This window comes from Schleiferilactobacillus harbinensis, from assembly GCF_008694105.1.
GTDB classification, from domain to species: Bacteria; Bacillota; Bacilli; order Lactobacillales; family Lactobacillaceae; genus Schleiferilactobacillus; species Schleiferilactobacillus harbinensis.
The window spans coordinates 811,540-834,296 of the sequence record NZ_CP041364.1; the positions used below are offsets into that span (position 1 = coordinate 811,540).

A 22,757-nucleotide genomic window follows, 5' to 3' on the forward strand; every position below is an offset into this window, starting at 1 on the left:
TAATCACTCATTACTTATCAAACGCGTCTAGCAATGCGTCCCCATCCGTGGGATAGGGATAACGCAGCCCCAAAACGTGGGCAAAAGTGGGGCCTTCATCCACCAGCTTGGCGCTGGGAATCGTGAAGCCGGACTTGATGCCGGGACCGTTAAGGATCAGGGTCGTGGCGTAATCGTCCTTGAACGGCGAATAGCCATGAACAGCCCGGTAGCGCTCCGGCTGGCCGATGTCGTTGGGGTCCACGTCTTCAGTGATCGCGCCGTTGGCGTCGTCAATGAAGTAGAAGCCGCGTTTGGCTTCGACGAGAAAAGCGCAGCCGGGATCGGCCCCAAAATCGGCAGCAGCCCCGGCAGAATAGACGTGCTCAATGCCCGGGACCGGTGCAATCAAGTCGGCAATCTCTTTGTCCAGCTGGGCATTGCGGTCGCGGACATAAACGTAGGTGGACCCGTCTGCCGACTTAGCCAAAACCCGCCAGTCCTTGGCAATCATGCCCTCCGGCGTCGCCCGCTGCCAGCCCTTAGCCCGGAACAGCGCGTTAAGCCGGATCATCGTATGCACATCGATCTGGTAATGATCGCCAAGAACAGCAAAAGTGGTGTTGGCGTAGGTGTGAGTGTCCTTGGTCGCCTGAATGATCCGACCCAGTCGCGTATCCAGCCGCTTGCGGGCAGCCAGGGCTTCCCGGGACAATACCCCATGGGCGTGGCGTTGGGAGTCCATGTCCACCAGGTGGATCATAGTCAGATCCGGCTGCTTGCGGACGATGGTGTCCACCGCGGAGGCGGTGACGAAGTCATCCAGCTGGGGTTGGTGAATGCCGTCCCGCAACTTCCCATATTTTGCATTCAACCGCAGGATAAACAGCGGCGAACTGGCCCAGAGGGAAATCAGCACCTGGTTGGTCCAGATTCGATTAGGGAAAATCTCGGCGATATTGTAGTCGATCCCGCTGCGGGCTGTGACGGGCCACAAAAAGGCCGCCGTCGTCATCCCCGCTTCATGGGCCAGCTGATACAGCGGTGTGGCGTGGACGTCCTTGCGGTACCAATACCAGTCCGGCGACAGCCGCTCTGGCTGGATCTTAGTATTATTCACGATGCCGTGCGTGCGCGGATACATGCCGGTAATGATGCTGGTATGGGACGGATAGGTCAATGTCGGGTAAATGCCTCGGACATTTTGCACATGCGTCCCGCTCGCAATCAGTGCCCGCAAATTGGGCAGATCTTGTAACGCCTCGGGCTTAAGATCATCAGCACCCATCGCATCCAGGGACACCACGACCAGTTTTTGTTTACGATTCCCCACGAAAATCACCTCGGAGGATATTATAGCATATGTTAAAAGAGCGCCGGTCATGCATGATGACCGGCGCTCAATAGACATTCTGGTTTAACGCAAACCGGCGTTGTTGACGAACTGCCAATACCATTCGCCCCGGCTGGCGGCATTATCAATGTCGAAGTCCCGGTTGTCGATATAGACCACCGCGGTGTTGCCGTCCCGGCTCATTAAGAAAATAGTCTCCTGGGAGGCTTTGACCCCATGGGAATAATAATGATCAGCGTCATTGTACAGGCCGCCGCGGTAAGTGCCGTCGGTCGCCGTCCACAGGTCGGATAAGGCTTGCTGGCTGATGATCTTGCCCTGGGTGATGGCTTGTTCCAGCTTATACAGGGCGAAAGAGGTCATATAAATGTTGCCGGTGCCCAGTTCGCTGTGCATGTCGGCCAAGGTCTCGTCATCCGTGCGGTCATAGCCGGTTTCGGTGACGTAGCTGACGGTGTGGTTGGGCTGGTTGGCCATATCCCAAGCAAAGCCTGCTTGGTCGGCTCCAAGACCCAGCGGCTTGAAGAGCCGGTCTTGGACCAGCTGCTCGTAGCTTTGGCCGGTGACCTGTTCCAAGATACCCGTCAGCAGCCAATAGTTTACCCCCTGGTAATTGGAGACGCCATGCTGGCTGGGATCGTATTGCATGAGTGAAATTGCCCGCTGTACAACCTGAGCGTCGGTCAAAACATCAGTCGGCACATCGTCAGTCATGGTCAGTCCGGACCGCATATCCAACAGATCACGGATCGTAATGTTGTATGAAGCGGGGACGTCAGGCAAGTATTGATTGATGTTATCCGTGTAACTGAGCTGACCGGCACCAACCGCTTGGGCGATCAGCACTCCAGTCAAGGACTTCTCCACTGAGGCGATCTGGTATAGGGATTGCACGGTATTCGCCCGGGTAGCGGCTGCATCAGCCATACCATAGGCGCCGTGGAAAATCACCTGTCCGTTGCGCACCAGCAGTAAAGTCCCATTGAACTGCTCGCTCATTAACCGATTATACAGCTGATCATTGGCACTCTGGTTTAACAGATCCACACTGGCCGTTCCATTTTGCTGGGCGTAGCTCTGGTCCACTGCAACGGCCTTGGCGTTCACCCACTGGTTGCCGCCCAAGTTGTACCAGTGCTGGCCATCGCTGGTGGTGGCGATGGAAAATGCCTGCCAGCGCGACCCTTGATTCAGCCAGCGGCCAGCGTAACTGCCCTGCAAACCGATCCACAGGGGTTCGTTATTTTTAAGTTGAACGGTGCCTTTGAAAGATTGCGTACTCGTTTGCGGCAGGGCACCCACATCGGCCCCATCCACCCATTGGTTATTGGCCACTTCATACCACGTGGTACCGGCTGCTTCGGCCTTGTTCCAAGTCTTCCAGGACGTCCCCACGGCCAGCGTGCGGCCGGTACTCTGCTTAGCGGCGCCAAAGCCGGTGTATAAAATAGCGGGTTTGTTGATCCCAATGACATCATTGGCCGGCAGCGGCGTGATCGTCCCTGCCGCTGTCGTGGTGGTCGCCGCGTGGACGGGCCGGTTTTGGCCCGCTATTGGGGCAATCGCCAGCAAGGCCAGGAGTGACAGTGTCATAACGCGCATCGTTTTCTTTTTCATCATCAGTTTGTAATCTCCTCACGGGCATTATCCTACCGCATTTGCGACCGTTTGTGCACGTCAAAAGTGTTCAAGATTGGTTACAAACCGATGACAGGCTGAAACAAAGCGTGAGTTGGGTTAGAAAAATAGTTCAACTGCGGCGTGAAAACAGGTATCATCAAAGACACAAGCACCGCGAAAGAAGCTGATGTGATTGACTACTGTGCTGACTGTTTCCCATATTGCCCACCAATTCAACCGCCAGCCGCTGTTGCAGGATGTGTCTTTTACCGTCCAGGCCGGCGAGGCCGTGATGCTCACCGGGGCCAACGGCTCGGGCAAATCCACGCTGCTGCGGATCATTGCCGGGTTGCTGCGGCCGCGCAGCGGGACGGTAACGTTTGCGCCAGATCTGCTCTGGCAATGGTGTCCGGATAGCTTGTCCCGAGAAGCCTTGCAGACCCGGACTTTTCTGACCGAGTGCGGTCAGATTGGCGGCCTGCCCGCCGCGGACCGGCAGACCCAAATCACCGCGCTGGCGGCAGAGTTTGCTTTGACCCCCTATTTAGCGACCCCCTTGCGCAATTTGTCCAAGGGGAATCGCCAAAAGGCAGCGGTGATTCAAGCGCTGCTGGGCAACCCCGGGCTGATTCTGATGGATGAACCGTTGTCCGGGATCGACAAAGATGCCCGGCCGAAGATCATCACCTATTTGCAGCGGTTCCGCCAAGCCGGCGGCGCCCTGGTGGTGATCGCCCACGAACCCGCGGTGATTCAGCAGCTGGGTACCACAGTGTACCGGTTGGCGGAGGGCCAATTACGACCAGAAAATGGGCCGACTACTCAGCCCACCTACGTGATTCGGTTCGCCCCAACCGACCAAGCACAACCCCTGCCAGCGGATTGGGCGCCGGATCAGCTGCGGGTGCCCGCCGCCAACCATGACCAAGTGCTGGCGACGCTGATTCAGCGCGGTTACACGATCCAGGAGGTGCACCATGAAAATTAAAGGCATGCTGCTGTTCTACGTGCATCGGTACTTACATAGTATTTATCTGATCCTGCCCTTGCTGTTGTGGTTTATTTTCCTAACCACGAATTATGCCATCGCCCCCCAGTACTTTGCTTCGGCCATCGGGGCCAATGCGCTGGTCCTGGTACTTTTGATGACCTGGGTGGCTTACGCCGTGAACAGCATTATCAGCGACACCGCCCTGAGTATTGCCGTGGTCCAAGCCCGCTCCTGGTGGACGACCTATTGGGTCAAATGGCTCTTCTTTGCGCTGGTGGCGGGCCTGTTCAGCCTAATAGGCATTATTTTCCCGCTGGTCCGCTGGCTCGCTCCGGGCACCCCATTTTTCTTTGAACACTTGACCGGCCTGCATTTTCTGACCGCTTTTCTGCTCATGTGGACCATTTCAATGCCCGGAATGGCCATTGGTAATTTCTTCAATCGGCACGTGGTGGCGAATCGGTATTTTGCCGTCCTGTTGACGATTCTGGTGCTGATCTGCGGCTATATTACCCCTACCCTGGCGGCGGACTATGCGTGGTGGCACTGGGTGAGCTGGCTGCTGCCGCCGACCGGCGAGGCGCTGACGGTGCTGAATCAGTTTGCGTCCCTGAGCAACGGGCAAGCGCTGTTGTGGGCGGGCATTCAGTTGTTGTATGCCGGCGTGATGGCGGGGGTTTCTTATGCGTGGCAGCAACGGCGGAAAATGGCATAAAAAAGAATGGGCAGCCAGCTGTCCATTCCTGAAATAACACGTTATTACTTTTCTTCTCTGGGTCGAACGCGGATGCGCATTTGTAGCAATGTCATGGACGCTGCTACGCCCATACCAACGACAACGACCAGTCCCCAGGGTACCGGATTGAGATACGCCCGCACGCCAATAACGATCCAGTACAGTAAAAACGCAACCAGAGCAACCCACCAAACGGGCCCGCGCATGACGCGCCGGACAATTGGTGCCCAAAACGAGATTAGATTGAGCAATATGAAAAATACGGCGACAAAATTGAACACTGCAATTTCTTGCATGGTTTCAGGATTGATTGACATGCACAGCCACCTCTTCCAGTTCATTAATAACCAATACCAACTCGTCACGGTTATTATACCGCATACCACACCTTGTAGCAGTCTGATTGCACCTATATAATAGTAAGTTGACGACGCTTCACTGAACGAATAGAAAGCAGGTGAACCATGTCCTTTGACGGCATCTTCACCCGGGGAATGGTCAACGAACTCAATCGGACCATTGTCCCTGGCAAAATTACCAAGATTCAACAACCCTATGACAACGAAATCGTCCTGACGATTCGGGCGAATCGGAAGAATCATCCGCTGCTGCTGTCGGCGCACCCGACCTATGCGCGGATTCAAGTGACCGATATTCCCTACGTCAATCCCGATGTCCCGACAAAGTTTGCCATGACCCTGCGCAAATATCTGGATGGCGGCGTGGTGACAGGCATCAGTCAGGTTGAAAGCGACCGGCAGGTGCATATCCACTTCCGTTCCCGTAACGAGCTGGGTGACACCCAAGAATTATTGCTCATCGTGGAGCTGATGGGTCGGCACTCGAACATCATGCTGGTGGAAAAAGACGGCGGTAAGATCCTTGATTTGATCCGCCATGTGTCACCGGAGCAGAACCGATATCGGCTGCTCATGCCCGGTGCCACTTATGTCGCTCCGCCCCACGAAGATCGGCGGGACCCGCTGGCCGCGCAGGCGGACCTCAGCGGGCTGACGCGGGATCTGGACCGTAAGACCCTGCAAAGCACGTTTCAAGGTCTGGGCGCAGACACAGCAAGTGAATTAGTCGCGCGTTTAAAGGACAAACCCGCCAATCAGTGGGACTTTATCTGGTCCAATTTCTTTGCCCCAATCACCAATGATCAGCCGATGCCGACCATCGCGGAAACGGACCAGGGCAAAACCATTTTCACCCCCTTCGCCTACTCCTTAACCACCAAACCGGTGGCGCAGGCCGCGTCCCTGTCCGCCCTGCTGGATGATTATTATCGGGATAAAGCCCAGCGCGATCGGGTGCACGGCATGGCCAGCGACTTGCTGCGGGTGGTGAACAACACGCTGAACAAGGAAAAGACCAAGCTGGGCAAACAAGAAAAGGAATTGGCGGCGACCGAAAAGGCCGATACGTATCGGGTAAAAGGCGAAGTGCTGACGACCTATCTGCATGAGGTGAAACGCGGGATGACAGAAATCACCCTGCCCAACTTCTATGCGGATAACGCCCCGCTGAAGATCAGTTTATCGAATCAGCTCACCCCGTCCCGCAATGCCCAGAAGTATTTCACCCGGTACCAGAAGCTGAAGAACGCTGTCCAGTTCTTGAATACCCAAATCAAGCTGGCCAAGGAAGAAATCGACTATTTGGAGAACATCTTGAGCGAGATCCAATTAGCCGATCCAGGCGACCTCGGCGACATCAAGACGGAGCTGACCCAGCAGGGCTACTTACGGGAGAAGAAGATCCGCGGGCGGAAAAAGGCCAAGCGCACGCCGCTGGGCAAACCGGAGAAGTTCTACGCCAGTGACGGCACGCAAATCCTAGTGGGAAAAAATAATTTGCAGAATGATCAGCTGACGCTGCACAAGGCGGCGAAGACCGATCACTGGCTGCACGTGAAGAACATCCCGGGCTCCCACGTGATCGTCCGCTCAGCCGACCCCAGCAATCAGACCTTGACGGAAGCGGCTGAAATCGCGGCTTATTATTCCAAGGCCCGCGGGTCCGCCAACGTGCCGGTGGATACCGTTGAGGTGAAAAAAATCCATAAGCCCAACGGTGCTAAACCGGGTTTCGTGATTTATGAAGGCCAGCAAACGCTGTACGTCACACCGAAGGAAAGTGATGTGCTGGCGCGGCGAAAGAAGCCGGAAACTGTTTAGAATGAAAAAAGCCTTATCCACCGTGATCATCAGCGATGACCATCGTCGGATAAGGCTTTTTTTATGCCTCATGGGACCTTCTTTTTCCGTGCGGGTTCGTCCAACTCGTTAGGCAGTTCGATTTTTGCGGCCCGCACCAACACATAGACCAGCAACAGGACGCTGACCACGATTTCTGCCAAGTCAAGGTACGTGATCCAATTTTGATTCGCCACGACCAGCCCATTATCCAACGCTGCAAACAGTGCATACCATTGCAGCACCGTATAGCCCAGCGTCAGCGCCGCCATGGCGGTCGAAAAGAGATACTGCCGGACCCGCCGATCCCGCCAGAGACAAAACGCCGTCAGACCAAAGAAGAAAACTGACAAGTAACTAGGAAACATTGTCCGCCCCACCCTTCCGCGTGTTCTTACTCATGACCATAGCGGAGGATGCGCAGTGCCGTCAAGTATGCCAGCCCTTTCTTACCACATTCCTAACGCCGGCAAAAAAGCAGCCCCGGAGGACTGCTTAAAAACAGTGCTATTCGTCATCCTCATCGTCCGCTTCCGGCTCAGCACCTTGGGGCACCGTGGCAAAACGCTGGGATTCCAGCACATTCAGCAGCGCCCCCAGGGTATCCAGTTCAGTAAATAACGGGATGCCCTGAACCAGCGTCACATTGCGAATCAAGACGGTGTCGCGGATCGACGCCGCGTCCATCGGGTCGTTGGTGTACACGATTGCCTGCGGGCCGTCCGCATTATGCTGCGGGGCCATGCTCAGGGCGACGGCGTGCTTATTTTGAATCCGCTGGATCGGCAAATGGTGGGCCTGGAAATAATTCGCCGTGTGCGGTGTGGCCTGGATCTGATAGCCGATCGCCCGGAAGCGCCGGGCCAGCTTCAGCGCCTGACTCTTGTCGCTGTCGGCCACGGTGAAGAGAATGTTGCCGTGGTTGGGGAATGGGTTATTCCCCGCCGCCAAGGTCTTGTAGTAAGCCTTGGCAAAGGTGCCGGCCTTCCCCATGACCTCCCCGGTGTGGTAAGTGGTGACATTCAAGTCGTCAGCCTGCTGGGTCAGTTTGGCCACGGAGAATACCGGCGCCCAGACGTAAACGGTTTGGCGCTTTTTCTGGGTGATTTCCGGTAATGGCAATTCCTTCAAGGTGTTGCCCAGGAAGATGCGCGTGGCCAGCTCCACCAGCGGGATCCCGCTGGCTTTGGCAAAGAACGGCAGGGAGCCGCCGCCAATGGTCTGGACGTAGAGCCGCCGGAAATGATCCCGCTGCCAGATATACGTCAGCTGCACCACACCCCGGGCATTCAGCTGGCCCAGGTCAGTTGTTGCCACTTGGGCCAGCGCTGTTCGCTGGGCGGCGGACAGGTGATTGGTGGGAAAGACCGACAGCATGTGGTCGACGTTGGCGTTTTGCGCCCACAGGTGCTCCACAATACCAGCGACATAAGCGTCAGTATCGTCTTTCAAACCAAAAACTTCGTACGTCGCCCCATCCGTATACGGCTGCAAGCGAATGACTTGATCATCGGCTAAATGGGCACTGGTCAAAAACTGGGCCAGCATTTCTGCACTGGTGATGAAGTGGGCGTGGGCGGCAAAGTGCCGCTTCGACGGACTGACCCACAGCGGATAGCCGATCTGGGCCGCTTGCGCCGTAACGTGCGCCGGATCCGTGGGGATCCGGCCGCGCAGCTTCAGCGGCTCTTTCAGCGACTGCTTAGGCAGTTCGGTCAACGGGCTGTCAAACAGTTTGACGCCAGCTTGACTGAGTGCCGTTTGGAAGCGGGCAGCGGTACTGCCGCCGAATTGGGTAAGCACCCCCACCGGCTTTTCCGCGTCCACGACATTGAGAATATCTTCAATCGTTAAGGGTTCAAAATAAAGCCGATCACTGTGGTCCCGGTCCGTGGAGACCGCTTGGGCATTGCAATTCACCAGGATCGCGGCATACCCGCTGCGGTGAATGGCATTCAAAGCGTGGACGGTACCATAGTCGAATTCCTGGCCTTGGCGGGTCTGGTAAGCGCCGGAGCCGATCACGAGGACTGCGTCCTTTTGCATCGGGGTCTGCTGACCGGCTTCGCCGTAAGTACTGAAGAACAGTTTTGCTGGACCAAAATTATTGCCGTCGTTGGTCCCCGACACACTGTAGTGCGGGACGATCTTGGCTTCCAGGCGCAGGGCCCGGACCTGTTCCGCCGGCAATTGCCATAACTCGCCGATGCGCCGGTCCGATAAGCCCAGTCGCTTGGCCGCCATGAGCGTGTCGGTATCACCAGCCTGGTCCGCGACGGTTTTCAGCATGGCCACGATGTGATGCAGGCGTTCCAAGAAATAGGGATGAATTTTGGTCAATTCCGCCACTTCACTGACGGAATACCCCCGCTGCATCGCCTCCAGCATTGCAAAGAGCCGATCGTCTTCGGGGTGAATCAGGTGACTGGCCAGGGTATCGTCGTCAAAATGGCGGACCCGGTTCAAATACTCGTCATCCGTATCCCAGGTCAGACTGCGCATCGCTTTGAGAATACTTTCTTCCAAACTGCGGCCGAAAGCGACGACTTCGCCGCTGGCCTTCATCTGAGTGCCGATGCGGCGATCAGCGCCCACACTTTGATAAGACCAGCGGGGCAGCTTGGTGACCAGATAATCCAGCACCGGTTCGCTGGCGGCGGTCGTTGGCGCGGTTGCGCCTGCGGGGCTCAGCGGAATATCCGCCAAACTCTGGCCGATCGCCAGCATGGCGGTGACCCGGGCCACCGGATAGCCGGTGGCGGTTTCCGCTAAAACGGCGCTGCGGCCCAGCCGCGGGTTGACCTCAATGACGTAATAGGCATCGCTGTTCGGGTCCACGGCAAACTGCACATCGCAGACGCCTTCGATTTCCAGCGCCCGGATGATTTTGATCGCTGCTTCCCTTAATCGGGTCAGCTCCGTGTGGCTCAGCGTCTGGGCCGGCGTGACGACAATGGAGTCGCCGGTATGGATACCAACGGGATCGATATTCTCCAAGACCGCGACCACCGCCGTGTTGTCGGCATGGTCCCGAACTAATTCGATTTCGATCTCCCGGTAGCCGTCAATGGAGCGTTCCACTGCGACCTGCCCCGTCGGCGACAGGGTGATCCCATTTTGCACAAACGCCGCTAACGCCTTGTCGCTGTGGGCAATGCCGCCGCCAGTGCCGCCCAGAGTATAAGCCGGCCGAACAATGACCGGCCAGCCGACCCGCTGCACAAACTGAACCGCGTCTTGGGGATCTTCTACCACCGTGGCCTGGGGGACAGGTTCCTGCAAGTTGCGCAGGAGGTTGTAGAACAGCTCCCGGTCTTCCGTTTGTTCGATGGCATTGAGCGGCGTGCCCAGCATCTTGATATGCAGTTCGCTGAGCAGGCCGTCGTTGGCCAGTTCCATGACCAGGTTCAGGGCCGTTTGGCCGCCGAACGTAGCGAGAATCGCATCGGGCATTTCCTGACGGATGATCTGGCTGACAAACTGCCGGGTCACCGGTTCGACATACACCCGGTCGGCACTGTGGGTATCCGTCATCACCGTCGCCGGATTGGAGTTGATCACGATGGTCTCGTAACCGACGTCGTGCAGCGCCCCCAGCGCGGCCGCCCCGGCTTTGTCAAACTCGGCGCCTTGACCTAATACATTAGGCCCAGAACCCAGCACTAAGACTTTAGGCATCGTCGATCACCCCTTCCCCATGGTGGCGCGCCGCCGCCACCATTTCCATGAATTCATCAATCAACTGCGTGGCATCCGTCGGTTCCGGATCAGCCTCAGGATAGAAGAGCACCCCGCTCACCGGATACTGGCGATGGCGGATTCCGGCGACACTGTGATCCCGGATATCTTCGTGGGTCACGATCAGCGGCGTATCGGCAACACTAGCCCGATCGATGCCATAGGTATGGTTCTGCATTGTCTGCCAGATCCGCCCGGTGGCCACTTCCCGGACCGGGAACGGGCCGCCCCGATGATTGGCTGCGGTCAGTCCGATCGTGGCGTCATTGGCCAAACCAATCAGTTCGGCCCCCAGACCAATGCCCAGAATCGGCACATGGCCCTGGAGTTCTTTAATGTTTTCCGCCACCAGCAAGGCATCATTCGGATTCCCCGGGCCGCTGGTGAACACCACCGCATCCGGGGCAAAAGCCAAAATTTCCTTCGCCGTCGTGTTATACGGGACGATGGTCAAGTTGCAGTCCCGCCGCGACAGTTCGCGCAGCAGCGCATGCCGTACCCCCAGATCCACGACCAAAATATTTTGGCCGACGTTGGGACTGGCGTAAGGCTGCTTAGTGGAAACCTGCTTCACTTGATCATGGGGCAGCACCAGGGCCCGAATCTGATCAAAGGCATGTTCATCCGCGGTATCCATGAAACTGGCCTTCAACGGGCCTTTGGCTAACAAAATCCGGCTCAAAGCCGCCGTATCGACTCCCGTGATCCCGGGAATCTTATACAGCTTCAAATAATCGGCTAAGTTGAACTGGGAATGGCGGGAGCGCGGTACATCCGTGATGTTGCGCGCCACCACCCCGCGAATCTTCGGCAAGAGGCTTTGAATGTCTTCCTGATTAATGCCCACATTGCCAATAATCGGGTCGGTGAATGCAATAATCTGGCCGAAGTTGGCCGCGTCGGTGATGGTTGCTGTGTAATCCCCGTTACCGGAATTCAGGACCATTTCGCCGGTGGTGATCACCGGCGCACCAAAACCGATCCCCGGGAAAAACGAGCCGTCTTCCAGGATGAGATACCGCTTCATAAGCATTACCTTTCTTTTTTCTGTTCCGCCATGGCCCTTTCACTCCGGGCTTCCGCCGGCAGAATTAAATTCAATAAAATACCCAAGACTGTGGCAATAGCGATCCCGGAGAAATCCAGGATCCCGTTGCTGGTGGTCAGCTGCAGATGGGCATTACCGATCCCGATAACCAGGACCAGGGACGCAATCATCAGGTTGCGTTTCTTATCAAAGTCCACGTGGTTATCGATCAGAACCCGCAAGCCGCTGGAGGCGATGACGCCGAAGAGCAGGAACGAGATCCCGCCGATGACCGGAGACGGAATACTTTCAATTAAGGCAGCCAGTTTGCCGATGAAACTGAACAGAATGGCAAACATCCCGGCACCGATCAGGACATAGACACTGTGTACCCGGGTGATCGCCATGACACCGATGTTTTCACCGTAACTGGTAACCGGCGGGCCGCCCAGCAGACCAGCGGCGATGGAGGCCACCCCATCCCCGGTCAAGGTGCGGTGCAAGCCGGGATCCTTGAAGAAATTCCGATGAGTCAGGCCGTTCAGCACCATGATATGGCCCATGTGCTCGGTCATCGTGACAAAGGCAATCGGTGCCATACTCAAAACGGCATCAATATGCCAACTGGGCTGGTACTGGATGAACGGGATCTCAAAATTCGGCAGCCGCAGCCAGGGCGCATTGATCACGCCGGAGAAATCAACGATGCCAAAGGCCACCGCAATCAGATACCCAGCGATGATGCCCAGCAGGATGGCGATTTGGTTGGCAAAGCCCTTCAGGTACATGTTGAAGGCGACGGTGATCAGGGCCGTGAGCATACCGACGGCGAAGAAGCGCCAGTCATACTGCTTCCCGTTCATCGTGGCATCAGAGGCGGCGGTGGCCGCTAAGGACAGCCCAATCGCCATGACGATCGGCCCCACCACGATCGGCGGCAAGGCCTTATCGATCCAGCCCGACCCCATAAAATACACGATGGTTGCTACGACTAAGTATACCAGACCGACGGCCACCGTACCTTGGGCGATCGCCGGATACCCGGCCGTCTTCATTAGTGCCACCATCGGCACGATGAAGGCAAACGATGAGCCCATGTACGCCGGAATCCGGCGTTTGGTGATCATGATGTGGAGCAGCGTGCCCACACCTGAAGAAAAAAGCGCGATACCAGGGTCTAACCCGACCAGGATCGGCACCAGCACAGTGGAACCGAACATGGCGAATAAATGCTGAATGGACAGCCCGACCCAGTGACCAAAAGGCGGCTTGTCATGGATGTCGAGGACGACATCGTCGTTATGGTAGGTTTCTTTCTCTGCCATCAGTCGTGTCCTCCGCTAGTCTTGGATGATGGCCACGCCATCGCTGCCGTCGATTTCTTTCACCCGCACCTGGATCCGTTCGTTCAGTGACGTGGGAATGTTTTTGCCCACGAAGTCCGCCCGAATCGGCAGTTCCCGGTGGCCGCGATCCACTAAGACAGCCAAGCCGATTTTCTTCGGCCGGCCCAGATCCATCAAGGCATCCAGCGCCGCCCGGATCGTCCGGCCGGTATACAGCACATCGTCCACCAGAATGACGTTTTGGCCATTGATTGGGAAGCCGACTTCTGTGGCCGTCACATCCGGATCCTGACCCGTGCGGCGGCCCCGGTCATCCCGGTAATTGGTGATGTCCAGATCGCCCACCGGGACGTCGACGTGTTCCAGCTGCTTCAAGCGGGAAGCAATCCGTTGGGCCAAATAGATCCCGCGGGTCTTGATCCCCACCAGCACCAGGTCGTCCACCCCATGGTTCTGTTCGATAATTTCGTACGTGATCCGGGTCAATGCCCGGGTCATGGCCTGCGCATCAACGATTTCTTTATTCTCTGCCACAATAAATGCCCTCTTCCAAGTTTTTTGGCTTCCTTTAGATGAGAAAAGCCCCCTATTCCGCGTGAGAATAAGGGGCCAATGCCGAGTTACCTTCCTAGCCTCACAGGACCAGTCCTTAAAGGAATGCTAGATACAGCATACGTAACGGGGAGATGGATGTCAATGCTTTGACGGCGTGAACGGGAGCGAAAAATGTTAAGCCAGCTGAGTGACAGTCTCAGAAATTAAATGAGCCAGCACGTCGTAGCCAGGTTGACCAAAATGCAGGCCGTCGTTTAAGCTGCCCCGGCATAATTCGGATAATTGACCGGTTTGCATCATGGCGGACCGCAAATCAACATAACGGCACTGATATGCCGCTGCTGTGGCGGCCATGCCCTGCGCATACGCTTTGATCAACCGGTTGTCCCGCATGTGCTGCTTGGTCTCATCCACCGCCGGCGGCGAAATGAAAATGACCCGCTTCGGAGCGTATTGCTTGGTCACTCTCGCCGCAATGCCGGCAAGATTTTGCCGGTAGCGGGCCAACGGGACCTGCTTATTTCGGGCCAGGTCATTGGTACCAACTAGAATGACGACGGCATCGGCTGCCGGCGGTTGGAGAACCAATTGAGGCAGCTGCACTAACAGTGCTTCAGAATTGATGCCAGAGACAGCGGTGTTTTCGATTTGCCAGCCAGGGTGCATTGATTTTAGCGTGGCGTTGAGCCGCGGTTCAGCCAGTCCTTCTTTGCGGGCGATGATGCTGTCACCAGTCAGTAATAGGCGCAATTTCCCACTCCCCCTCAATCAAATCGAGAATCAATTTAGCCTATGCCCAGAATGATTCATGTCGCGCGCCTTCTTTGGGTAAGAAAAACAACTCATTACAATAGTTTAATGATATCGCGGCGCAAAATCAAAAGACCAGTATCGGTACCAACAATTGTTAGTACCAAGACCACTAACGCGCCAAGGTCAGCCGCATGGGAAAGCTGGCTAAAGGCCAGCCAAAGGGAAATGAGACTCGGAATAAACAGCAACAGGATAATTGTGATGACATCAATTACCCCGCATACGATCAGTTTCGTTGTTTTGGTCATTTGGCACACCTCCATCATGTAATGTTGACAAATTGGATGCAATAATTTGTACGGCGACTGAGCTAAAAGCACATGCGAGGGCAAATGAAAATGGTGATTATCGGATCATACGAGTTTTTGTAGACGTCAATCCGCCAATCGGTTATTGCGGTGATTGAGGAGGATACTTACCAGCATCATGAGAACAATGGCCATGCCAAGCAGTATTCCAGCAGTCCAGTTATTGACTGGTGTTTGCCAGGCGAGCAGGGTTTGCCCCAGCTGATTAAACGGATTCCAGTGCGGGGCTAATGGCAGAAATGTGCCGCCCGCCGCGACGATGACCAGCACCGCAATTCGGGTGCTGAGATGATGCAGCAGCAATGTGCTGCCTTGTACGATCGCGGCCAAACAGACAATCACCGGCAGTGTAAACAAAGTGGCGCTGATTGCTTGCTGGCCTAGAGAGACCTGGGGACTGAGGGGGTACAGCCAGCGAATGGCCTCGTTACGGCCAAACAGCGCCCCGAGCATCCATAATACCGCCGTACCGACCAGGCCAAAGACGCCGGTCGCTGCCACCGTACTGACAATGTTTTCGCTGACCACTTGGCGGCGGTGACGGACATGGATTAACAGGAACTGATGGGCATTGGTATCAAAGTCGTCCCGCCAAAGCCAGTTCAGACCGACCAGCAGGAAAATTAAGATCGGCGGGCAAAGCAATAATTGCCATAGGCGCGTGATGAGCGCCCGCGGCGCCAAGGAATACGTTGAGGCAATTAGCGTTTGGCCAGTGGATTGGAGGAATTTGTCCTGCTTCAGCTCTTTGGCGATGGTCGGGGCATCCAATGACATATATGCCGCGGCGACACCGGGCTGATAGTGGTTAAGCTTCTGTGCGGCTTGCAACAGCGCGATATGTTGGCGCAAAAAAGCGTGCTCATCTCCCGCCGTTTTGGCCTGGCTGGCGCGGTGCATCGCGACCAATAATACTTTCTTGGCCTCAATGATCTGCCAATACAATAGTTGATTCGGCGGGACTTTCGCCGGTTTGGGCGGCACATTATACAGTGCCATGCCCAAACTGTCACTGCCGCGGTCCAACTGACGCACAACAGTCGTGTTCTCTTCCTGCAATTGCCATTTGGTGATGCCGAAAAAAGCACTGCTGATGAGCAGCGCCGTGCCCAGGATCATGAGCCAGAATAAGCGCCGGCGGATGCGCAGCCAGGAAAAGAACAGTAAATTACGCATGGTGCACCAACTTCTTTCGCGGGTGGCGATAGAGCTCGGCATACCGGACTTCGGCCCCCTCGGCGACGGTTTCCAGCGAGAGACCGTGATCAACTTTGAAAATCAAGCGATCTGTAACTTTATCCAGTTCGTCCAAATTATGGGACGATACAATGACGATTTGATCGCTGGTTTTGAATACCTCCAGCAGATCCCGAATGATGATCACGCTGTCCGGATCCAGTCCATTCAGCGGTTCATCCATCAATAGCAGCCGCGATTCCGGCAACAGCGCCAGCGCAATCAGCAGCCGCTGCTTTTGCCCTAAAGACAACCGGGCGACGCGCCGATCAATGAAGTCCGTTACTTCGAGTTCGTCGCTCAGCAGGTTGATTCGTTCCCGCGCCACGCCATGCTGCTTCGCTACAAAACGCAAATGATCGCGGCCGGTGAGGTAAGGATAGAGCACACTGCTGTCTTGAGCATAAGCCACGCTGGCGAAGACCCGGGCGGGCGTGAGTACTGTGCCATCTAACGAGATTGTGCCCTTGGCCGGACGTAACAACCGCGTGATCAAATTAAATAAGGTACTCTTCCCGCTACCGTTGGGCCCAATCAGTCCGTAGACCCCCGGATCAGTTAATGTCAGGTTGGCCTGATCGTAAATCACTTGGCGGTGATACGCAAAGCTGAGATTCTGAATTTGAAAAATCGAGTCAGTCAAAATGAACACCCCTCTGTGCGGCAACCGCACTAAAGTCAACCCGAGACACACGGCGCCTGCGGCAATCATGATCCCGACGACCCAGGGAAATACCGGTGCACGCTGATTCAGCAGATATCCGAGATAGTTGGTAATGACCCAATCCCCCTTCAGATATGTGAAGGGGTTGTAGATACTGGTTGGCAAGACGAGTCCCAGTAACGGGACGATCACCATCGTTAGCAGTGCCAGCAGCCGAATGTGCAAGATGCGGTTCACCAAGAGTGTTACGGTACTATTCAAGAACAGCAGACTCACCCAGAAAACGCCCAACTGTCCAAGGTAACGGGCCAAAGGGATAAAAACGATGTGCAGCGGGTGAAAGTAGTTGGCCTCAGCGGTCGCAGTCATCCAGTGATAAGTAGAGACCACTCTTTTACCCAATGCCCAAGTTTGTACTGGGTAGCGCAGATCACCCAAACCCGCGCGCAGCCAAGCGTAGAGCAGGAACAACCCTAGTGCTAAGCCTAGCAATAAGCAGGAGAGCCCAAAATGGATGGCGAACTTGGTGAGGATCAGTTTAGTATGGGTTTCGTTTTGCAGCCGCAGCCAGCGGGTACGGTCCGTCGATCCATCCCACTCGCTGGCTAGGATGTCCCCGAAAAATAGATTGATGATGGCTAGCGAGATTAATATGCCGCCAGCGGTAGCCCAAAACCAGATTTGCCACCAGCCGCGTTCATAGTAGCGATCGACAAGGGCGTGATAGAGATCAATTTCGCTTGTCGGAATGTCATTGGTGATCGCAGTTTGCGGATTGGTCCGCAAGGTTACTGGAAGCATGGACGCAATATGAAGGCGGTGCATGTAAAGCAACTCTTGGCGTGTGGCTTCGACTTCGCCAGCGTGCAAGCCGTCGATGATTCCGTCGCCTGAATAAGACAACCAAGGAGATGACCGCGTAAAACTCGTCCAGGCATCTGCACCGGCTTGATTGCCGTTACGATGTTTTAGATTTGTGATTTGCTTTTCGATTGTTTCCAAATAAGCTTTATCAGCGGGCGACCAATAATTATCTGGCGAATGTCTGCCTACGCTGGCCTTCATGTTGGCCATCGCTATTTGGCCTGCTTCAATGTTGGTATCAATACTGCGTTGTTGAAAATACAAGGACGCTTCGAGTGACTCGATCATCACTAGGAGTAGAAAGAGCACACCAGGCAGCATCTTATTCTGCCGCCACAACTTAGTCAATTCCAATTGAATCATGTCGGCGCCTCCTACCAACTACGGCTGGGCCATGCGTTTGCTCAATGTCCTATTGTTCTCATTTCGCTCATCACCGAAATTATATCGGCTCAGTGGTCTGATGTGTTAGCATTTGCACTTGCCTTTGACCGTGGTGATTCAGTGCGCATCAGGCCGAAAAAAAGAGCCTGGACAGTTTGTCCAGACTCTCTCCACAAATTAAGTCCCCACACACCCATAGTCTCGTGCATTACCTAACAAGCAAACTATACCTCGGTGTGGAGGAAAATGCAACCGTTTCCCGTTATTTAATCGTCGTTTTCCGCTAGCCATTTTAACATCTCTCGAAAGTTCTCCGGCGGCTCAGCCGAAAACGTCATTTCTTCCCCCGTCGTCGGCTGGGTCAAGCTCAGCGTGGCGGCGTGGAGAAATTGACCCGCCCCTGGCAGCGTCTTGGCCGGCCCGTATAACGGGTCTCCGGCCACGGGGTGGCCAATATAAGCCATGTGTACCCGGATCTGGTGGGTTCGGCCGGTTTCCAGCACCGCCTGAATGAAAGTGTAGTGGCGGAATCGCCGCAGCACTTTGAAATGCGTCACGGCTTCCCGGCCGTCGACGACTACCGCCATTTTTTTGCGGTCTTTCGGGTTGCGGGCGATGGGCGCGTCAATCGTACCCTGGTCTTCATGGATCACACCATGGACGATGGCCAAATACTTGCGCGCGTTCTTGTGCGCCTTCAACTGTGCCGTCAGGCTTTGCTGGGCCTTGTCGTTTTTGGCCACCATGAGCAGGCCCGATGTATCTTTGTCGATCCGATGCACGATGCCCGGCCGAATGGCGCCATTGATCGTGGCTAGCTGACCGTGGGCCAGCAAGGCGTTGACCAGCGTGCCATGATGGTGCCCGGGCGCGGGATGAACGACCATTCCCTGGGGCTTATTCACGACAATCACATCGTGGTCTTCGTAGACAATGTCCAACGGAATGTCCTCGGGTTCCGCTGCAATGGGTGCTGGCGCAGACGGCGTGACGGTCACCACGGTGCCCTCGGCCAGTTTTGCCTTGGCATTCACCGGCTGGCCGGCGGCGGTCACGCGGCCCTCTTTGATCCATTTCTGAATCTGGGACCGGGTGATGTCCTGATCGGCCAAGGCCGTCGCCAGTGCTTTATCGATCCGGGCTTGCGCCCCGGCAGCGGTCACGGTCCAGTCAATTGGTGCAGTCATGAATTTCTCCCCTTATCTAGGAACAGCAGATAGATGAACAGCAGCGCTACCCCGACGGTCATGGCAATGTCGGCGACGTTAGCCACCGGGAAGTTGATGAAGTCGAGTTGGAACATGTCCACAACATAGCCCTGACGCAGCCGGTCAATGAAGTTCCCCACTGCCCCCGCGATCATCAGACTAATGCCGATGGTAAGAAAGGCTGAGTACCGGTAGTGGAACAGTAAATAACCGAGCACCACCAGGGCAATGACGGTAATCCCGATCAGAAACGGCTGCCGGCCAGAAAGGATACTCCAAGCCGCGCCGTCATTGCGCACGTGGGCGAGGGAGAACACCCCGGGAATCACCGGTTTAGCGGTATTCAGCGGCACGTTAGCGACGATCCACCTTTTTAACAATTGATCGCCAATGACGACCAGTACCACGACTAAGAGGCTATACAGCCACCAGAGTTTAGAAAAGACCTGTGATCTTGCCATTATCATCCACATCCATATCCAGTGCGGCCGGATGTTTCGGTAAACCCGGCATGGTCAAAATGTCGCCTGTCATCGCCACGATGAAGCCCGCGCCGAGTTTCGGCACCAAATTACGGACATGCAGGGTAAAGCCAGTGGGGGCGCCCAACACCTTCGCGTTGTCGGACAGCGAATATTGTGTCTTGGCGACACAAATTGGGAGAGCTTCCCAGCCGTTGCGCTTGATCTGGCGCAGATCGCGCTTCGCCGCGACGCTGTACTCCACGTCTTTCGCCCCGTAAATGGTCTGGGCGATGGTCGTCAGTTTGCTTTCCACGTCATCGGTATTGGCGTATAACGGCAGAAATTCTGTCTTTTCGTCCACCAATTCAGCCACATGCTGCGCTAACGCCTTGGCCCCGGCCCCGCCGTCGGCCCAGACGGTGGTCGGGAAGGCTTGGACGCCATCAGCGGCACAAAGCTGCTGCAGGGTCTGGATCTCTTCCTGGCTGTCTTGGGTGAAAACGTTGATGGCCACCGTCACCGGTCGGCCATAGCGCTGCATATTGCGGATGTGTTTTTGCAGGTTAACATAACCTAACTTTAACGAAGTCACATCCGGGGTCTTTAAATCAGCCAGTTTGACCCCGCCGTTATACTTCAAAGCGCGGACAGTGGCGACGATCACGACGGCATCGGGCAAATGGCCAATGGCCGGGGCGGTGATATCCATGAATTTCTCCCCGCCCAAGTCTGCACCGAAGCCGGCTTCCGTGATGGCGATGTCGCCGGTACCCAACGCCGCCCGGGTGGCCAGCACACTGTTGGCCCCATGGGCGATGTTGGCGAACGGCCCGCCGTGGACGAATGTCGGGGTGTGGGCCAAAGATTGCACCAGGTTAGGCTTGATGGCGTCCTTCAAGAGCATCGCAATGGCGCCCTGAACGCCCAAGTCAGCCACTGTAACTGGTTTGCGGTCATACGTATAACCGATCACGATGGCCGCGATCCGCTGCTTCAAGTCCGCCAAAGAATCCGCTAAACACAGCACAGCCATCAACTCGGAGGCGACGGTGATATCGAAGCCGTCTTCCCGGGGAATGCCGTTGGCATGGCCGCCTAGGCCGATGACCACATTGCGCAGCGCCCGATCGTTGATGTCCAGCGCCCGCTTCCACTGAATCCGACGGGGATCGATGTTCAATTCATTACCCTGCTGCAAGTGATTGTCGATCAGCGCAGCCAAGGTGTCGTTGGCCGTCGTCAGCGCATGCATGTCGCCGGTGAAATGCAGATTGATGTCTTCCATCGGCACGACTTGGGCATAACCGCCGCCAGTGGCGCCGCCTTTGATCCCCATGACCGGTCCCAGGCTTGGTTCCCGCAGGGCAATCGTCGTCTTCTTGCCGATCTGGTTCAGCGCATCGCCCAGGCCGATGGTGACGGTGGACTTCCCTTCCCCAGCGGGGGTCGGGTTGATGGAGGTCACCAGAACCAGCTTGCCTTGTTTCTGCTGCTGCAGCCGCTTCATCGCTGCATAGGACAGCTTTGCTTTGTATTTGCCATAGACTTCAATGTCATCGGTACTCAGGCCGACTTGTTGGGCAACGTCTGTAATTGGCTTGATCTCGTTTTTTTCATTTTCTTGGGCAATCGCCAAATCAGTTTTCACTAAACATCGTTCCCTTCTGCAAACTTCTTATTCTGCTTGGTCCGGCCGCTTGATACGGCGGACCGCGTGCGTCCACTCATCGAAACGGGCCCGGTCTTTTTTCAAAAAGATGAACTCGTGCCGCATATATCGCGGGTGTTTGTACTGCACCGTGCGAGTAATCTTCGTGGTTTCGACCCGCGCCACATTGACCAGCCGCACGGTCCGCGGTTTGAGCCAAAAGATCCGGCGAAAAATCAGTTCATCCGCTGCATCGCTCAGGGTCACCGTGTTGGCCAGAATGCCATAAATCGCCAGCAGTACTCCGGGGATCCAAAGGGCAAATGCCCACCAATGGAAGTTGGCCGACTCCATTTCCCAGATACAGCCGATGAGGATCAGCCCAATCGTCAGGGACCAGTAAATGATGGTCACCGGAATACCAGGCTGGTAGTACAACTTGCGGTGCTTGCTCTGCAAAGCAATCCCTGCTTTCGTGTTAAGATACGTAATACAGTATACCTTATCAAGGAAGGACTTTTGCAATGATTCGGTTACAAACCGATGGCGCCTTCGCCCCCGACGGTCTGGCCGGGGCGGGGATTTTGTGGCAAAAAGACAGTGATACCAAGCAAATCAGCCGAGTGATCAGTGCCCGGGACAACCACGCCGCTGAGTTCGCCGCGGCTCTGGCCGGTTTCCAAATTCTTAACGATTTGGGCCTGGCGGACAACATTATTCAGTTTACCACGGATTCTAAAGCCGTGGTGACCGCCATGCAGAAACGGTACAGTCATGGTTACGGGGATGATTTGACCGCGCTGCTGGCGGTCACTGATCGCTTTCAATTAGTTTTCCCCAAATGGGTGCCGGAGAAAGAAACCCATCAGGCCCATGCGCTGGCCCAGCAGGCGCTGCAGCGGCAACGAAAAAAATAAGCCGACACGCCTGCCAAATATGACAAACGTGCCGGCCTTTTTTCAACTCTTGTGGGGAGTGATCAATCGATTAATTAACCAAACGTCTTGAACCGGTCTTCCCGGGCCAAGTATTCCTTCTCGCCAGCTTGACCTTCAATGGAACCGAACGGCATTTGCGCCCGCAGAACCCAGTTGCTGGGAATATCGAATTCCTTGGCTACCAGGTCGTCAATCAGCGGGTTGTAGTGCTGCAAATTGGCGCCAATATTGTTTTGCGCAAAAGCGGCCCAAATAGCTTGCTGCGCCCCACCCTGGCCTTGTTCGGCCCAATCGTGGAAGTTGTCCCGGTAGAGGACAAAATCGTTCTCTTCCTGGGTGACAATGTCTTGATCGCGGAAGAACAGGATCGTCCCGAAAGCGGCCTTGAAGCCGTTGATCTTGTCGAGGGTGCGCTGGTACGCCTCTTCAGTCGGAACTTCACTCTTCAACCGAGCGCCGGTCATGTCCCAGAGCTTGTCGTGGCTGGCGCCGAATAGGAAGACGGCGCGTACCGTTTGACCGTTGAAGGCAGTCGGGGAATCCATAATAATATCCTCGGCCAGCTTAACGATGTCTGCCGGCTTCTGGCTGACGTTCTTGCCCAATTGATAGATGGAGCGACGGTTCTTCAGGGTTGTCAAAACTTGATCATTCAAAATTGTTTACCACCTTGTTTTTAGCGTTAT

The 22,757-nt window shown here is 55.6% G+C and carries 21 protein-coding genes; 4 read left to right on the top strand and 17 right to left on the bottom strand.

Annotated elements, in window-relative coordinates; translation table 11 throughout:
- Positions 1-10: 10 nt before the first annotated feature.
- Together FMM01_RS04320 and FMM01_RS04325 are read right to left on the bottom strand one after the other, a co-directional pair.
- The gene (locus FMM01_RS04320; protein WP_035439611.1) at positions 11-1,312 is read right to left on the bottom strand and encodes an alkaline phosphatase family protein; all 1,302 of its coding nucleotides are present in this window, start codon (positions 1,310-1,312) and stop codon (positions 11-13) included.
- An 84-nt stretch (positions 1,313-1,396) separates the two neighbouring features.
- Complete coding sequence (locus tag FMM01_RS04325; protein ID WP_150391749.1) at positions 1,397-2,953, bottom strand: serine hydrolase domain-containing protein; 1,557 nt, start codon at positions 2,951-2,953, stop codon at positions 1,397-1,399.
- Between the two features lie 202 nt (positions 2,954-3,155).
- On the opposite strand from FMM01_RS04325, the gene FMM01_RS04330 reads away from it, so the two are divergent.
- Together FMM01_RS04330 and FMM01_RS04335 are read left to right on the top strand one after the other, a co-directional pair.
- Positions 3,156-3,941 carry an ABC transporter ATP-binding protein gene (locus tag FMM01_RS04330; protein ID WP_223850041.1) on the top strand — a complete coding sequence of 262 codons (786 nt, stop codon included), beginning with the start codon at positions 3,156-3,158 and terminating at the stop codon, positions 3,939-3,941.
- Positions 3,931-4,659: a hypothetical protein gene (locus tag FMM01_RS04335; RefSeq protein ID WP_150391751.1), complete on the top strand. Its 729-nt coding sequence runs from the start codon at positions 3,931-3,933 to the stop codon at positions 4,657-4,659. The genes FMM01_RS04330 and FMM01_RS04335 overlap by 11 nt, the downstream gene beginning before the upstream one ends.
- A gap of 44 nt (positions 4,660-4,703) precedes the next feature.
- On the opposite strand, the gene FMM01_RS04340 is transcribed toward FMM01_RS04335, so the two are convergent.
- Entirely contained in the window at positions 4,704-4,997 is a 294-nt protein-coding gene (locus tag FMM01_RS04340) for a hypothetical protein (protein WP_063515250.1), read from the bottom strand.
- 147 nt (positions 4,998-5,144) lie between these two features.
- Here FMM01_RS04340 and FMM01_RS04345 point away from each other — a divergent pair, with 147 nt between their 5' ends.
- Positions 5,145-6,860, top strand: a complete 1,716-nt coding sequence (locus FMM01_RS04345) for an NFACT RNA binding domain-containing protein (protein WP_150391752.1) — start codon at positions 5,145-5,147, stop codon at positions 6,858-6,860.
- Between the two features lie 68 nt (positions 6,861-6,928).
- On the opposite strand, the gene FMM01_RS04350 is transcribed toward FMM01_RS04345, so the two are convergent.
- From FMM01_RS04350 to FMM01_RS04410, 13 genes are all read right to left on the bottom strand, one after another.
- Positions 6,929-7,246 (bottom strand): hypothetical protein, encoded by a 318-nt coding sequence (locus FMM01_RS04350; RefSeq protein ID WP_150391753.1) that lies wholly within the window; start codon positions 7,244-7,246, stop codon positions 6,929-6,931.
- 139 nt (positions 7,247-7,385) lie between these two features.
- On the bottom strand, positions 7,386-10,556 hold the full coding sequence (locus FMM01_RS04355) for a carbamoyl phosphate synthase large subunit (RefSeq protein ID WP_150391754.1): 3,171 nt from the start codon (positions 10,554-10,556) through the stop codon (positions 7,386-7,388).
- On the bottom strand, positions 10,549-11,643 hold the full coding sequence (locus FMM01_RS04360) for a carbamoyl phosphate synthase small subunit (RefSeq protein WP_027827446.1): 1,095 nt from the start codon (positions 11,641-11,643) through the stop codon (positions 10,549-10,551). The genes FMM01_RS04355 and FMM01_RS04360 overlap by 8 nt, the downstream gene beginning before the upstream one ends.
- 5 nt (positions 11,644-11,648) lie before the next feature.
- The gene (locus tag FMM01_RS04365; RefSeq protein ID WP_027827447.1) at positions 11,649-12,968 is read right to left on the bottom strand and encodes a uracil-xanthine permease family protein; all 1,320 of its coding nucleotides are present in this window, start codon (positions 12,966-12,968) and stop codon (positions 11,649-11,651) included.
- Between the two features lie 15 nt (positions 12,969-12,983).
- Positions 12,984-13,487, bottom strand: a complete 504-nt coding sequence (pyrR, locus tag FMM01_RS04370) for a bifunctional pyr operon transcriptional regulator/uracil phosphoribosyltransferase PyrR (protein ID WP_051225075.1) — start codon at positions 13,485-13,487, stop codon at positions 12,984-12,986.
- A gap of 231 nt (positions 13,488-13,718) precedes the next feature.
- Complete coding sequence (locus tag FMM01_RS04375; protein WP_150391755.1) at positions 13,719-14,294, bottom strand: GDSL-type esterase/lipase family protein; 576 nt, start codon at positions 14,292-14,294, stop codon at positions 13,719-13,721.
- A 95-nt stretch (positions 14,295-14,389) separates the two neighbouring features.
- Positions 14,390-14,605 (bottom strand): hypothetical protein, encoded by a 216-nt coding sequence (locus FMM01_RS04380; protein ID WP_150391756.1) that lies wholly within the window; start codon positions 14,603-14,605, stop codon positions 14,390-14,392.
- A 126-nt stretch (positions 14,606-14,731) separates the two neighbouring features.
- Entirely contained in the window at positions 14,732-15,841 is a 1,110-nt protein-coding gene (locus tag FMM01_RS04385; protein ID WP_150391757.1) for a hypothetical protein, read from the bottom strand.
- Positions 15,834-17,792: an ABC transporter ATP-binding protein gene (locus FMM01_RS04390; RefSeq protein WP_150391758.1), complete on the bottom strand. Its 1,959-nt coding sequence runs from the start codon at positions 17,790-17,792 to the stop codon at positions 15,834-15,836. Before FMM01_RS04390 ends, FMM01_RS04385 begins: the two co-directional genes overlap by 8 nt.
- Positions 17,793-18,079: 287 nt before the next feature.
- A complete protein-coding gene (locus FMM01_RS04395; protein WP_150391759.1) occupies positions 18,080-19,000 on the bottom strand; it encodes an RluA family pseudouridine synthase in 921 nt (306 codons plus the stop codon).
- Positions 18,997-19,482: a signal peptidase II gene (lspA, locus tag FMM01_RS04400; protein WP_146993714.1), complete on the bottom strand. Its 486-nt coding sequence runs from the start codon at positions 19,480-19,482 to the stop codon at positions 18,997-18,999. The genes FMM01_RS04395 and lspA overlap by 4 nt, the downstream gene beginning before the upstream one ends.
- Complete coding sequence (locus FMM01_RS04405; RefSeq protein WP_150391760.1) at positions 19,457-21,133, bottom strand: formate--tetrahydrofolate ligase; 1,677 nt, start codon at positions 21,131-21,133, stop codon at positions 19,457-19,459. The genes lspA and FMM01_RS04405 overlap by 26 nt, the downstream gene beginning before the upstream one ends.
- A gap of 27 nt (positions 21,134-21,160) precedes the next feature.
- Positions 21,161-21,592, bottom strand: a complete 432-nt coding sequence (locus FMM01_RS04410) for an EbsA family protein (protein ID WP_027827457.1) — start codon at positions 21,590-21,592, stop codon at positions 21,161-21,163.
- Between the two features lie 65 nt (positions 21,593-21,657).
- On the opposite strand from FMM01_RS04410, the gene FMM01_RS04415 reads away from it, so the two are divergent.
- Positions 21,658-22,050: a reverse transcriptase-like protein gene (locus FMM01_RS04415; protein WP_150391761.1), complete on the top strand. Its 393-nt coding sequence runs from the start codon at positions 21,658-21,660 to the stop codon at positions 22,048-22,050.
- A 74-nt stretch (positions 22,051-22,124) separates the two neighbouring features.
- Here FMM01_RS04415 and FMM01_RS04420 read toward each other — a convergent pair whose 3' ends face one another.
- A complete protein-coding gene (locus FMM01_RS04420) occupies positions 22,125-22,727 on the bottom strand; it encodes a nitroreductase family protein (protein ID WP_063515268.1) in 603 nt (200 codons plus the stop codon).
- Positions 22,728-22,757 lie beyond the last annotated feature (30 nt).